Source organism: Citricoccus muralis, from assembly GCF_029637705.1.
In the GTDB taxonomy this organism is placed as follows: Bacteria; Actinomycetota; Actinomycetes; order Actinomycetales; family Micrococcaceae; genus CmP2.
Window position 1 is genome coordinate 1,792,419 of sequence record NZ_CP121252.1, and the last position, 13,007, is coordinate 1,805,425.

At 63.8% G+C, this 13,007-nt stretch carries 12 protein-coding genes; 4 read left to right on the forward strand and 8 right to left on the reverse strand.

All coding sequences use genetic code 11. The features are described from left to right. The first annotated feature begins 107 nt into the window (after positions 1–107). Entirely contained in the window at positions 108–464 is a 357-nt protein-coding gene (locus tag P8192_RS08210) for a hypothetical protein (protein WP_278156088.1), read from the forward strand. On the opposite strand, the gene P8192_RS08215 is transcribed toward P8192_RS08210, so the two are convergent. Continuing rightward, positions 426–1,648 (reverse strand): IS3 family transposase gene (locus P8192_RS08215; RefSeq protein WP_278156091.1). Its coding sequence is split into 2 segments (ribosomal slippage): positions 426–1,375 and positions 1,375–1,648, totalling 1,224 coding nucleotides; the frame shifts between segments, so codons are not numbered across the junction. The genes P8192_RS08210 and P8192_RS08215 overlap by 39 nt on opposite strands. A gap of 112 nt (positions 1,649–1,760) precedes the next feature. On the opposite strand from P8192_RS08215, the gene P8192_RS08220 reads away from it, so the two are divergent. Then, a complete protein-coding gene (locus P8192_RS08220; protein WP_278156093.1) occupies positions 1,761–2,747 on the forward strand; it encodes a DDE-type integrase/transposase/recombinase in 987 nt (328 codons plus the stop codon). 181 nt (positions 2,748–2,928) lie between these two features. Next, entirely contained in the window at positions 2,929–4,074 is a 1,146-nt protein-coding gene (locus tag P8192_RS08225; RefSeq protein ID WP_278156095.1) for a glycosyltransferase family 4 protein, read from the forward strand. 3 nt (positions 4,075–4,077) lie between these two features. On the opposite strand, the gene glpK is transcribed toward P8192_RS08225, so the two are convergent. After that, positions 4,078–5,604 (reverse strand): glycerol kinase GlpK, encoded by a 1,527-nt coding sequence (gene glpK, locus P8192_RS08230; RefSeq protein ID WP_278156098.1) that lies wholly within the window; start codon positions 5,602–5,604, stop codon positions 4,078–4,080. A 43-nt stretch (positions 5,605–5,647) separates the two neighbouring features. On the opposite strand from glpK, the gene P8192_RS08235 reads away from it, so the two are divergent. Next, entirely contained in the window at positions 5,648–6,763 is a 1,116-nt protein-coding gene (locus P8192_RS08235) for an alpha/beta fold hydrolase (RefSeq protein WP_278156100.1), read from the forward strand. Here the strand turns inward: P8192_RS08235 and P8192_RS08240 are convergent. The 6 genes from P8192_RS08240 to mihF form a co-directional block, all read right to left on the reverse strand. Beyond that, positions 6,701–8,800, reverse strand: coding sequence for a primosomal protein N' (locus tag P8192_RS08240; protein WP_278156101.1), 2,100 nt, complete (start codon positions 8,798–8,800; stop codon positions 6,701–6,703). The genes P8192_RS08235 and P8192_RS08240 overlap by 63 nt on opposite strands. A gap of 3 nt (positions 8,801–8,803) precedes the next feature. Then, positions 8,804–9,997, reverse strand: a complete 1,194-nt coding sequence (gene metK / locus P8192_RS08245; protein WP_278159767.1) for a methionine adenosyltransferase — start codon at positions 9,995–9,997, stop codon at positions 8,804–8,806. 126 nt (positions 9,998–10,123) lie between these two features. Beyond that, complete coding sequence (coaBC, locus tag P8192_RS08250; protein WP_278156103.1) at positions 10,124–11,365, reverse strand: bifunctional phosphopantothenoylcysteine decarboxylase/phosphopantothenate--cysteine ligase CoaBC; 1,242 nt, start codon at positions 11,363–11,365, stop codon at positions 10,124–10,126. Positions 11,366–11,379: 14 nt separating this feature from the next. Further along, positions 11,380–11,760, reverse strand: coding sequence for a DNA-directed RNA polymerase subunit omega (rpoZ, locus tag P8192_RS08255; RefSeq protein ID WP_278156105.1), 381 nt, complete (start codon positions 11,758–11,760; stop codon positions 11,380–11,382). 49 nt (positions 11,761–11,809) lie between these two features. Continuing rightward, positions 11,810–12,421, reverse strand: coding sequence for a guanylate kinase (gmk, locus tag P8192_RS08260; protein WP_278159769.1), 612 nt, complete (start codon positions 12,419–12,421; stop codon positions 11,810–11,812). 146 nt (positions 12,422–12,567) lie between these two features. Continuing rightward, positions 12,568–12,909: an integration host factor, actinobacterial type gene (gene mihF, locus P8192_RS08265; RefSeq protein WP_278156107.1), complete on the reverse strand. Its 342-nt coding sequence runs from the start codon at positions 12,907–12,909 to the stop codon at positions 12,568–12,570. Positions 12,910–13,007: the final 98 nt, after the last annotated feature.

Genomic DNA, 13,007 nt, shown 5'->3' on the forward strand with positions numbered 1-13,007 from the left:
CGACGCGTCGACGAGACTCATGGAAAGTCCCCGCGTAGCAAGGGGCCGTGCCTCATAAAAAAGTCCCCGGCAAATCCTCCGGGTCCAGGTATCGGCAACGATGGGGTATGCCCGATAAGGATGTCTCGTTGGCGACCAGAGTCGAGATCACGAAGAAATACGCCGAAGCGTATGAAGCAGCAAGGAAAAAAGACAAATCACGGATCCTCGATAAGGTCGTGGAAATCACTGGCTGGAACCGAGACCACGCCCGTCAACAACTACGCCGGCGTCTTCGCCAACCACCAGGACGAGCCACCGCTACCGTTGCGGTCATCGATCGACGGAAGAACCCGGGCAGTAAGTATTCCTATGACTGCCTGAAAATCTTGCAACGCGTGTGGGCTGTGGGCTTGCCCGCAAGTTGTGGACATGTTCTTAGTTCATCAGGCCGTTGCCTGAAGTCTTTCTATCTCACCGGCTGACTGCTGTTCCCTAAGGGAATGTTCGTATTCCACCGGCGGGAGCATCCCGAGGGCCGAATGCAGTCGCCGACGGTTGTAAACCTGCTCAATCCAATGAACGACCCCAGCACGAGCTTCAGCCCGGGTAGCCCAGACACGACGGTCATAGAACTCGGTTTTCAATTTGGAGAACACGCTCTCTGCCATCGCATTATCGAAGCAAACCCCGGTCCGGCCGACTGACTGAGCCAAGCCCAAATCCCAACAGACTTTGTACGTGTCTTCACTGGTGTACTGGGCCCCTCGATCCGCGTGAAATACCAGGCCATCAGGCTTGTGATTCTGCCGGACCAAGCACGCTCTTCGCAGCGCGGATTCAATCAGCTCGGAGTTCTGCACCCTCGACATCGACCAGCCCAGCACGCGCCGGCTATGGGCATCGGTGACCAGGCACAGATACAGCCATCCTTCCCCGGTACGTAGATACGTCACATCACTGATCCAGACCTTGTCCAGTTCGCCTTGATCCCAGGTGCGCTTCACCCGATCTGGAATGCGATGCGGGCGTACTCCAGCGATCGTGGTCACCGGGGAGAACATTCGTGGGCTGATCCCTTCCAACCCCTGACGACGCATCGACGCAGCCACCGTTTTCCGATTGACGTTGATCCCTTCTCGGCCGAGTTGAGCACTGATCCGAGGCGCTCCATACACGTGACCAGACTCGGCATGAACGTCGCGAACCTTCGCGTCGATCTGTCGTTGACGTGCCGCACGCGGCCCGGGAGGACGACCTTCGCGACCGACCCAGGCGTAATAGCCCGAGGCGGAGACTCCTAATAATCGCGCCATGCGCTTGATTTGGTGATTGTGCTTCTCCACGTGCATCAGTTCAAACCGTTCCGGTCCTGACGCTTCTGCGCGAAGAAGCTCGCGGCTTTTCCCAGGAACTCATTGTCCTTTCTGGCCTCGTAGAGTTCCTTCGTTAGCTTCGCGTTCTCAGCTTCAAGCTCCTCGACGGTGCGTCGTTTCGTTGGCTGGCGAGACTCGCGCTCGATCTTCACCCACCGGCCAAGTGACTGTTCTCCAACGCCGATCTCTTCGGCGACAGCTCGGATGCTGCGATCGGTATCGATCACCAATCGAGCGGCTTCTCTTTTGAATTCCGGGGTAAAGCTCCGGCGTTTACTCGTCATGGTTCTCATCGTGACACCTTCCTGGTAACAGCCACAGCCGCCACCTTGCTCAGATGTCCACTAATTCAGGGTAAGCCCAGCTGTTGCTGGCGGGATCTGTGGGAAATACCTCTCAGTATCGATGGTTGATTGGTTAGACGCCATGGAAGCCACTGGTGATCTCGTCTATGGCCAGGACCGATACAGCCAGCACGTCCGTGATGAGCTGCTCACTATTTCAGCAGCGACCATTGACCGGCATCTGAAACCTCTGCGGGATCAAGACCCGATTCGAGGTAAATCCGCCACCAAACCGGGGGCGCTGTTACGGAACTCAATCAGTGTGCGCAAAGCCGGTGACGAGATTGAAGCTGAACCAGGATTCTTCGAAGTCGATACCGTCGCTCATTGCGGCCCCACCCTGAAGGGCGAGTTCGCTCGCACGGTGAATTTCACTGACATGTACACCGGGTGGGTGTTCACCACCGCGATCAAGAACAATTCCCAGACCCACATCGTCTCTGCTTTCGAGAAGTTCCTCGAAGCGGTCCCGTTCATGGTCACCGGAATCGATTCCGATAACGGTAGCGAGTTCATCAACCACGAGGTACTGGGCTGGAGCGCTCAGAAGAAGATTTTCTATACCCGCTCTCGGCCTTATCAGAAGAATGATCAAGCCACGATTGAGTCGAAGAACAACCACCTGGTGCGCCGGTATGGGTTCTACTACCGGTACGACACCCCTCACCAGCGTGAGTTGTTGAATCAGTTATGGCCACTGGTGTGTGACCGGCTGAATTACTACACCCCCACGAAGAAACCCATCGGCTACACCACTGATGCGGTCGGGCGCCGGAAACGGGTCTACGACAAGCCCTTATCGCCGTATCACCGACTCCTAGCCGCGGGCGTGCTTAGCCCGGCCCAAGAGGCCGAGCTCGTAGCGTATAAAGCCTCGCTGAACGTGGTCGAGATCGCTCGTAAGATCACCTCGATCCAGCACCGATTGATCGAGAACGCGAAAGAACCCACCCGACGGCTAGAACGCGAACTGGAATACGCGGCCGCTGCGGCCATGCCCGACGCGGAATGGATCAAGATCGATCAACGCCGAGCCCGTAGCGCCTAACCACAACACCGTTTCGCGGGGACTTTTCCATGAGGCACGAGGAATCATTTCCCGGGGACTTGACGATGAGGCACCACGCGCGTGACCCCCGCGGAGAAGTTCACCGGACAGACACGGAGCTGTCATGCGTCCGTCATGTCGTGGTCGACGCGGTGTCGGTCTGGGTCGAGACCATGCAGATATGAGGATTCAGATGGTCGCAGAATCATTTCTTCCGCTGATGAATGGAGTCACTAACTCCGTTCTCCGTCTCGTCGACGAATACGCCGCCGCTGGCCATGATCTCTCGATCATCGCACCGAAGCAGCGCGGCGCCGATCGGTTCTTGCGCACCTCCTCCGGACGTAAGGTGCGGGTCCGCCGAGTGCCCTCCCTGCCGATGCTCGGTTACGGGGACGTGCGGATCGCCACCACGAACGTCTCCCAGCTGCGGCGCAAAATCGCCGATTTCGCCCCCGACGTCCTGCACCTGGCCTCCCCCACCCTGTTGGGTGGCCGCGCCGTCGTCGCCGGACAACGCTTAGGCATCCCCACCGTGGCGGTCTACCAAACCGACATCCCCGGTTACACCGCCAAGTACGGAATGCCGTTCTTGGAATCCGCCAGCTGGCAGCTGCTGCGGGATGTGCACAATCGAGCCACTCTGACCTTGGCTCCCTCGACGGCGACCCGGGACCAGCTGAAAGCCCACGACATTGAGCGGGTGCACCTGTGGCGCCGCGGTGTGGACACCTCCCTGTTCTCCCCCCGCCACCGCGATGCGAGCCTGCGCGCCGAACTCGCTTCGGACTACGAGCGGATCGTGATGTACGTGGGCCGGCTGGCCGCGGAAAAACAGGTGGAAGATCTGAGGGTACTGCATGATACCCCCGGTGTCCGCGTGGTCATTATCGGCGAGGGCCCCGAAGAGCCGACCCTGCGGGCGCTGATGCCGCGGGCCCGTTTCCGCGGGTTCCGCTCCGGCACGGATCTCGCCCGGCACCTGGCCACCGCCGATGTGTTTGTGCACACGGGGGAACTGGAGACCTTCTGCCAGACCATTCAGGAAGCCATGGCCTCCGGTGTGCCCGCCATCGCCCCGCGCAGCGGCGGACCGATCGACTTAATCTCCCCCAGCCGCACCGGCTGGCTTTACACCCCCGGCCAGCTCGATGAACTCGTCAGCGCGTCCCGAGATTTGCTTTTCGACGACGCCAAGCGCGCCTCCTTTGGTGAAGCCGCACTGGAATCGGTGCGCAGGCGGACCTGGCCGGTGCTGGCCGAACAGCTGATGGGGTACTACGAGCAGGCGATCCAGGCGCAGCAGCTGGCCCCACTGCCCCGCTGACCCTCAGGCGTCGTCGAGGAGCCACCCCTGGGCGTGGACAACGGCGCGAGCCCAGCGCCGCCTCAGTGCCTCACGCTGTTCCGGGGCCATGGCAGGCTCCCATCGTTGGCCGGTGACACAGAGCTCGCGCAGCTGATCCAGATCCGTCCAGACCCCGTGCCCCAGTCCCGCGGCGTACGCTGCGCCCAGTGCGGTGGTCTCCACGTTCCGTGGCCGCTGGACCGGCACGCCCAGCACATCCGCCTGAAATTGCATCAGCTCGTCGTTGACGCTCATCCCGCCATCGGCCCGAATCACCTCCGGAGTCAGACCCGTGTCTTCGACGACGGCGGCCAGCACGTCCCGGGTCTGAAAGGCGGTAGCTTCCAGGGCCGCGCGCGCAATGTGCCCGGCCGTGGCGTACCCGGTCAGGCCAATAATCAGCCCCCGGGCGTCCGGGCGCCAGTGCGGGGCGAACAATCCAGAGAAGGCCGGGACGAAGTACACGCCACCGTTATCGGTGACGGTGCCCGCCAGTCGTTCGACGTCCTCGGAGGTGGTAATCACCCCCAGATTGTCACGCAACCACTGCACCACCGACCCGGCCTGGGCGATCGAGCCCTCCAGGGCATACATCGGGGCCTCCCCGTCGAGCTGATAGGCCACAGTGGAGAGCAGACCGTGTTCCGAGCGCACCACCTCCGCACCGGTGTTGTGCAGCAGGAAACAACCGGTGCCGTACGTATTCTTCACCTCGCCCGGGGCGAACACCGCCTGCCCGAACGCGGCCGACTGCTGGTCGCCCAGGATCCCGGTCACTCGCACGCCCGCCAGCGGCACCCGGGCCGACACCGCGCCAAAGTCAGAAACTGAAGCCCGGATCTCCGGCAGCATCGGCCCCAGCTGTTCCGGGTCCAGCCCGAAGTGCGCCCCGAGTTCTGGCCGCCACTGCCCGGTCTCCAGATCCATGAGCAAGGTGCGGGAAGCGTTGGTGATGTCGGTGGCGTGCACCCCGCCGTGGACCCCACCGGTGAGGTTCCACAGCAGCCAGGTGTCCATGGTGCCGAAGCGCAGCGTGCCCCGCTCGGCCGCTAACCGTGCCGGCTCGGAATATTCCAGAATCCAGGCGATTTTCGGCGCGCAGAAATACGATGCCAACGGCAAACCGGTGATTCGGCGCAGCTCATCGGCGTCTTCGCTCTCACGCACCCTGGCGAGCAGGTCGTCGGTGCGGGTGTCCTGCCAGACAATGGCTCGGTGCACGGGTCGACCCGTCTCCACGTCCCAGAGCACGGTAGTCTCACGCTGGTTCGTGATGCCGATGCAGGCAATGTCCTCGGCGGACATGCCCGCGCGCGCCGTCACCAAACCCATCAGTTCCCGGACGGTGTTCCAGATCTCGACGGCATCGTGCTCCACCCACCCGGGTTGCGGGAAATGTTGCCGATGCTCGCGCTGGGCGGAGCTGAGCACCCGGGCGCGTTCGTCGTAGATCACCACCCGTGAGGAGGTGGTGCCCTGGTCGATACTCATGATCGCGCTCGCCGTCATGTTCGCCAGCATACCGACCCGCACCGGACAGTAGGCTGAGGACATGAGTGTTCCCGATGCTCCCCCGATTCGCTGGCGCGACCGCATCTTCCCCCCGGCTCCCCCGGCCGACACCGCGGAGATCACCGGCGCCCCGGCACAGGAACCCGAACGCCTGGATGTCAATTATCCGGACCCGGTGTCAGCCCGGACGTCACGGTACACGGTGTGGCGCTACCCGGCCCGTCTGGCTGCTGGAGAGACGGCTCGCCGCACGATGGTGTGGGTGCACGGTTTTCGCGGGGATCACCACGGCCTGGCGCTGATCGCCGATGTGCTTTCGGCTTGCGACGACGACGTCGAAGTGCTGGTACCCGATCTCCCCGGCTTCGGGGACTCTGCGGCGTTTCCCGACGCCGAGCATTCGGTGCACCACTACGTGGATGCCCTGGATTCCGGGCTGGGCGAACTGCTGGCGCCGCGGCGTCGTGACACCGCCCGGCCTTGGTTGCTGGGGCATTCCTTCGGTTCGGTGGTGGCCTCGCATTGGGCAGCCCGCTCCCCGGAGAGTTGGGCCGGGTTGGCGCTGGTCAATCCGATTTCCGAACCAGCGCTGAGCCCGGGCAGCACGCTCACCGAACGCTGGGCCGCCCGGTTGGCGCAGGGGTATTACGAGGCTGCGGCGGCCCTGCCACAGCGCCTGGGTCGCGGACTCCTGGCTCATCCGGGCGTGGTGTGGGCGACGGGGACGTTCATGTCGCGCACCGCCGATCGTCGAATTCTGGCGTACACCCACGATCAGCATCAGCGCTATTTCTCCAACTTCGCCTCCCGGGCAATGCTGGTGGAGGCGTACCGGTCGTCGGTGACGGGGACCGTGCTGGACGCGGCTTCGGAGTTGCGGTTGCCGGTGTTGCTGATCGCCGGGGACCAGGATCCGTTGGGCACCCCGGAGTCTCAACAACTCTTAGCTGCCCGCATCGCGGAGGCCTCGATGTCGGTGCGGTTAGAGATGCTGCACGGTGTGGGACACCTGATTCACTATGAGCGCCCGGTGGAGGTGGTGCGGCTGCTGCGCTCGTGGATGCAGCAACAGACCGCGATTCCGAAAGTGGGCTCAAAGGATGTCGACGGGGTCGATCCGCAGTCGCACGGCGCCGTCGGTGCGACGGGCCGATGAGGCCGCGCGTGCGGAGCGCAACACGGCGGTGACCTCGGCGGCCACCTTGTAGGGGAAGAACAGCAGCGCCCGGTAGTCACCGGTGCCGTGGGGTTCGTCCTCGCTGAGCGGGGTGGGACCGATCCACGGGCTGTGGGCGGCATGGTACGGCAACTGAACGGCGTCGATGAAGCGTTGCAGTGCAGGGCGCGGGCCCAAAATTTCGGCGCTGCGCATGGCCGGCGGCAGCTGGAGGTGCACACGTTCGGCGAGTTCCCGGGAAGCGAAGCTCACCGGGTTCATACGGACCAGGGCACCGACGACGTCTTCGCGTGCGGCGGTGACCACCACGGTGCCGCCCTGAGAGGCGGGACGGACGAGGGTGGCGGCGCGCATCCAGTGACCGAGCACGGTTTCTGGGACCCGCAGTCCTTCACGTTGCAGTTGGGAATCGCCGTCAAGCAACAGGGCCGAGGCGTAGCCGCCGTCGGCCACCGGTTCGGCGCCCGTGGTGGCCACCACGAGGGCGGGTTCGGCGTCAACGGTGGTGAGCATATGGTCGGCCGAGGAGGACAACACCGGAACCTGCGGGAAGGCTCGTCCCAACTCTTCGGCGGTGCGGTCCACACCGCGGGCGCCAGCGCGGAGGCGCGGGGACCCACATTCGGTGCAACGGAACTGGCGATCGTGACGTCCGCACCACCGGCAGGATGCTTCGCCGCGGTGGGCAGCCACCTGGTTCGGATAGGTCAAGGGGCCGGCGCAGGTGCGACAGCGCGCCGGGTTGCGACAGGATTCGCAGAGCAGGCCAGGAATGAATCCGGAGCGCCCCACCTGGACCAGCACTGGCCCGGCCGGAACATTTTTGCCCTCCAGCGCGGAGCGGGCCGCGCTCCAGGCCAGGTGCGGCAGTCGGGCGCGGGAGGCCAGCGGGTCGCGGGCGGCGTTGAAGGAGTCGGCGGTGGCAATGACGCGCGGGGACACGGCGTGGCGCACGGTCCGGGGCACCTCGATCTCATGCAGGTGCCCGGACTCGACGAGGCGCTGGGTCTCCACGGAGCGGGAGGTGTCCACCACCAGTGCGCGGCACGCCTGCGCCTCGGCTCGCATCAGGGCCACTTCGCGGGCGTGGTGGTAGGGGGCGCGCGGTTCGGAGTGCAGGGTGTCGGCGTCGTCCCACACCACCAGCAGTCCGAGGTCGTGGACGGGCGCCCAGACCGCGGCGCGGGTGCCGATCACGATGCGACGTTGTCCGGTTTTGACACGCAGGAAGTCCCGGTAGCGGGGTGTGGGACCGTCGGAGGCCGAGAGTCGGGCGAAGCCGCCGCGTCCCAGTCGGGATTCGAGCAGCCCGCTCAGCCGTTCCAGGGCGCGCACGTCGGGCACGATGATGATCACGCCGCGCTCGGCCGCCGCCGTCTGTTGGGCCACGTCAGCGAGCAACCCCATCGCGTCCCAGTCGCCGTGTGCACTGGGCAGGGCCAGAGCGCACCGAGAGACGGTGCCGGCGAGTTCCTGTGTCACGTCGACGAGCCGGTCGAGGTCGCTGAGTCCGTAGTCGGACACCGATCGCACCGGCGCTGGGGTTTCGGGGGCCCGTGCCGCGTCGTCGACAAATTCTTTTTCTACGCGGGCCACCCGCGGCGGGACGACGTTGCGCAGCACATCGGCCACGTTACCGGCGTAGCGCTGGGCGGTGCGCTCGGCCAAGGCCAGCACGTCGGGGTCAAGGACGGGCAGAGTCGAAACAACGGTTTTGAGCGGTACGAATTTCGTGCCGGTGGTGATGCGCTCGTGGCGTTCCACCAGCCATCCGGTCATCATTTGGTGCCCAAAGCGCACTTTGACGCGCACGCCCGGCTGGGCCGCCACGTCGAGATCAGGGGGCACCAGATAATCGAAGCGCCGATCCAGGTGCGGCACGGCCGAGTCGATGATGACCGCGGCCAGGGGCAGGGGTGGCCAGCCGTGGGCGGTTTCAGGCAGTGCGGCTACCCCCTGCGCCGAGGCGGGCAGGGAGAAGAGCGCGTCCGGGGCGTCAGACTCGGATGGGGGCACCCGTCACCAGCCGACGGCGGCCCGCAACGCCTCGACCTTGTCGAGCCGCTCCCAGGTGAAATCCGCGTCTTCGCGACCGAAGTGTCCGCTGCTGGCGGTCTTCTGATAGATCGGGCGCTTCAGATCCAGAGAGTCAATGATCGCCTTGGGGCGCAGATCAAAAGTGGCGTTCACGGCGTCAATGATGGCCTCGCGTGAGACCTTCTCGGTACCGAAGGTGTCGACGTACAGGCCAACGGGGCGGGCCTTGCCGATGGCGTAAGCGACCTGGAATTCTGCGCGGTCAGCCAGACCGGCGGCCACAACGTTCTTGGCGACCCAGCGCATTGCGTAGGCGGCCGAACGGTCGACCTTGGACGGGTCCTTGCCGGAGAACGCGCCGCCGCCGTGGCGGGCCATGCCACCGTAGGTGTCCACGATGATCTTCCGGCCGGTCAGTCCGGCGTCGCCCACCGGGCCACCAATCACGAAGGTGCCGCCGGGGTTGATGATGTATTCCACCTGAGAGTAGTCCAGCCCGGATTCGGCCAGCACAGGGTTCACCACGTGCTCGATGACGTCGGCTTCGAGCTGTGTCAGGGAGACTTCCGCACGGTGCTGAGTAGAGACGACGACGGCCTCGATGGTGACCGGCTTACCTTCCTCGGCGTAACCGACGGTGACCTGGGTCTTGCCGTCGGGCAGCAGGTACGGCACGGGCGAATCTGCCTGCTGGCGCACCTGGGTGAGACGCTCGGAGAGCCGGTGTGCCAGGTAGATCGGAGTCGGCATGTAGACCGCGGTCTCGTTGGAGGCGTAGCCGAACATGATGCCCTGGTCTCCGGCACCCTGGTCGTCAATGGCGTCCACGGAGCCGCCGCGGTTCTCCACCGAGCCGCCGAAGACACCGGCAAAAATATTGGCCGACTGCTGGCCGATGGAGATATTCACGCCGCAATGTTCGCCGTCGAAGCCCTGAGTCGAGGAGTCATAGCCGATGGCCAGGATCGTGTCGCGTACGATCTTGGGAATCTCCACGTAGGCCGCGGTGTTGATTTCGCCGGCGACCTGGACCAGACCGGTGGTGGTCAGAGTCTCGACGGCCACCTTAGCGTCGGGGTCCTTGGCCAGAATGGCGTCCAGAATCGCGTCCGAGATCTGGTCACAGATTTTGTCCGGGTGGCCACTGGTGACCGATTCGGAGGTGAAGAGACGCAGTTCGCCGGAGCCGACCCCCGTGTACGGAGCGTAGGCGGAGGGCTGGGTGGTGGAATCCTGGATATCAGTCACGACAGCAATCCTAACGAATCGGAAACCCGGTCTCGCGCGGGTCTTCACAAACGGTCAAACGGTGTCGGGGTCCAGTTCCTGGCCGATCAGCTCGACAATCCGAACCGACACGTCCGTTTTGGAACCGTGTGCGGTCACCGGAGCCGCTCCGTCACGGTACAGCACGGTGATCTCAGTATCGTCCTGGCCAAAGACCTGGTCGCGGCCGACCTGGTTCACCACGAGCATCTCGCAGCCCTTACGCTCCAGTTTCGCCTGGGCGTAGTCCAGTACACTGCCGCTCTCGTCTCCGGTTTCGGCGGCGAAGCCGACGATCAGTCCGGGCAAATTTTCGCCGTTGTCACGTTGCTGCACGGCCGTGGCCAACACATCCTCGGTGCGTTCGAGCACGATGGTGGGACTGGATCCGTCGTCGGATTTCTTCATCTTCGACGTCGCGAGCTGGGCCGGCCGGAAATCTGCAACAGCCGCGGCCATGACCAGTACATCGGCGCCGGTGGATTCTTCTAACACCGCGTCGAGCAACTCGCGGGTGGATTCTACCCGGCGGGTGGCGATGCCCTCTGGGGCCGAGACGTCCATGGCGGCCGCGATCAGGGTGACGTCGGCGCCGGCTTGACGGGCGGCGCGAGCCAGTTCAGTGCCCTGTTTGCCGGAGGAACGATTGCCCAAGTACCGGACGGGGTCGAGTGCTTCCCGGGTACCTCCAGCGGTGACCACCACACGGCGTCCGGCGAGAAACGACGTCGACGGGGTTGGTGCCGTGCCGTGTGAGGCATGTGATTGTTGCGCGAACTCCCAGATGGCTTCGGGTTCGGGCAAGCGCCCCGGGCCGGTGTCAGTACCGGTGAGTCGGCCGCTATCTGGATCCAACACGTGCATCCCACGGGAGCGCAGGGTCGCGACATTCGCCTGGGTGGCGGGATTCAGCCACATCTCGGTATGCATGGCCGGAGCGATCACGATCGGCGTGGTGGCCGTCAGCAATACATTGCCCAGTAGGTCAGGAGCCAGCCCGGCTGCGGTGCGGGCCAGAAAGTCTGCGGTCGCCGGGGCGATCACCACCAGATCTGCCTGTCGCCCGAGAGCAACGTGATTGACCTTCTCGACCGCTTCAAAAGTGTCCACATGGACACGACGGCCGGACAGCGCCTCCCAGGTAGGTGCGCCAACGAAGCGCAGGGCGTTTTCGGTGGGTACCACCTGGACCTCATGACCGGATTCGGTCATCTGCCTCAACAACAGGGCGGCTTTATAAGCGGCAATCCCGCCGGTGACACCGAGAACGATGCGCATGGAGTGATCCGAGATCAGTTCTCTTCGGAAGTCTCAGGTGCGGCGGGCTCTTCGACGCCGGGCACCTGGAACGGGTCAACGTTGGCAGGAACGTCGAAGCCGTCGAATTCCTCGGCCTGGCGGGCAGCTTCGCGCGCTTCAACCTCAGAGACGGGCTTCATCTCCAGCAGGTCTGCATCGATTTCGCGCATCGAGATCGACAGCGGCTTCTCGTTGAGCTTGGTGTCGACCAACGGGCCGACGTACTCGAACAGACCCTCGTGCAGCTGGGAGTAGTAGGCGTTGATCTGGCGTGCTCGCTTCGCGGCGAAGAGCACCAGCGCGTACTTCGACTCGACCTTCTCCAACAGCGAATCGATGGGAGGGTTGACGATGCCTTCGTACTGTTCAGTCACAGAGTCTCCAAATATCTACGTCTGGGCGGGGCCGCATCAGGCGGCCGATTTATTCTACGCTATCCGGGTCTAGCCCCATGATCCGCACGAGCTCGCGTGCGGCCTGTTTCACAGTGTCGTTGACGACCACTGCATCAAATTCTGGTTCGGCAGCGAGCTCTAGTCTAGCGGTTTCTAGCCGACGGCGCTGTTCCTCGACCGATTCCGTGCCGCGCCCGATGAGCCGATCCACCAATTCATCCCAGCTGGGTGGGGCCAAAAAGACGAACCGAGCGTCCGGCATGGCTTCCCGCACCTGACGTGCTCCTTGCAGATCAATCTCCAGGAGCACCTTCCGACCCTGTTCAACAGCAGCGGCCACGGTGTCACGACGGGTACCGTAGCGATTCTCCCCGTGCACCACAGCCCATTCCAGCATCTGGTCGCGGGCGACGAGCTCGTCGAATTCGTCCGGACTGGTGAAGAAGTAGTGCTCGCCTTCGACTTCGCCGGGCCGGGGATGGCGAGTGGTCGCAGAGACGGAGAGCCATACCTGCGGGAAATTTTCGCGAATGAACCGAGAAACGGTCCCCTTGCCGACGGCGGTCGGACCGGCCAGCACCGTCACCGAAGGATCCGCCCCATGCTCAACGCGCGGGCTGAACGGACGTCTCGATGGAATGTGAGGACTCGGCTCGAAGCTCGGATCAGCGGGCACATCGGCTCCTGGTCGGTGAGATGGCTGTCAGCGGGATGGGGATGCGCTCGTGGAGCGCGTGGATTCCAACGCTACACCGAATCCGCCGATCATCTCCGCAGTCGCGTTGACTAGCCGAGGAGCTTCAGCAGAGACGCACGCTGGCGGTGCCCGAGTCCACGCAAACGACGATTGAGAGAGATCTCACACTCCTGCATGATCTTTTCGGCGCGCACCTCGCCGATACCGCGCAAAGCGATCAGCAGATCAAAGGTGCGCATGCGCCCGATGGATTCGTCCTGATCTGCACGTTCCAGCACGTGCTCGAGCGTGACGTCACCCGCCGCCAGAGCTCGCTTAAGCTCCGCTCGTTCCGTGCGCGCAGTGATTGCTTTGCGCTGCGCTTCATTCCGTTCCTCATCGGTCAACGCCTTGAGTGCCACCGCGTGCCTCCTCTTGTCCGGGATCAGCACTTCAACTCTAATTTAGTCGAAAGATTAACTTAACCCCTAGAACATTGCACTTCCGTTATACCGCAGGTAACGCACATGTGACGATTCTATCCAGCTAA

Bases quoted from the DNA above. Each gene is read 5' to 3' on its own strand.
- P8192_RS08220 (WP_278156093.1), top strand. From the start codon at position 1,761: ATGGTTGATTGGTTAGACGCCATGGAAGCCACTGGTGATCTCGTCTAT.
- P8192_RS08210 (WP_278156088.1), top strand. From the start codon at position 108: ATGCCCGATAAGGATGTCTCGTTGGCGACCAGAGTCGAGATCACGAAG.
- P8192_RS08235 (WP_278156100.1), top strand. From the start codon at position 5,648: ATGAGTGTTCCCGATGCTCCCCCGATTCGCTGGCGCGACCGCATCTTC.
- P8192_RS08225 (WP_278156095.1), top strand. From the start codon at position 2,929: ATGAGGATTCAGATGGTCGCAGAATCATTTCTTCCGCTGATGAATGGA.
- glpK (WP_278156098.1), bottom strand. From the start codon at position 5,604: ATGACGGCGAGCGCGATCATGAGTATCGACCAGGGCACCACCTCCTCA.
- coaBC (WP_278156103.1), bottom strand. From the start codon at position 11,365: ATGCGCATCGTTCTCGGTGTCACCGGCGGGATTGCCGCTTATAAAGCC.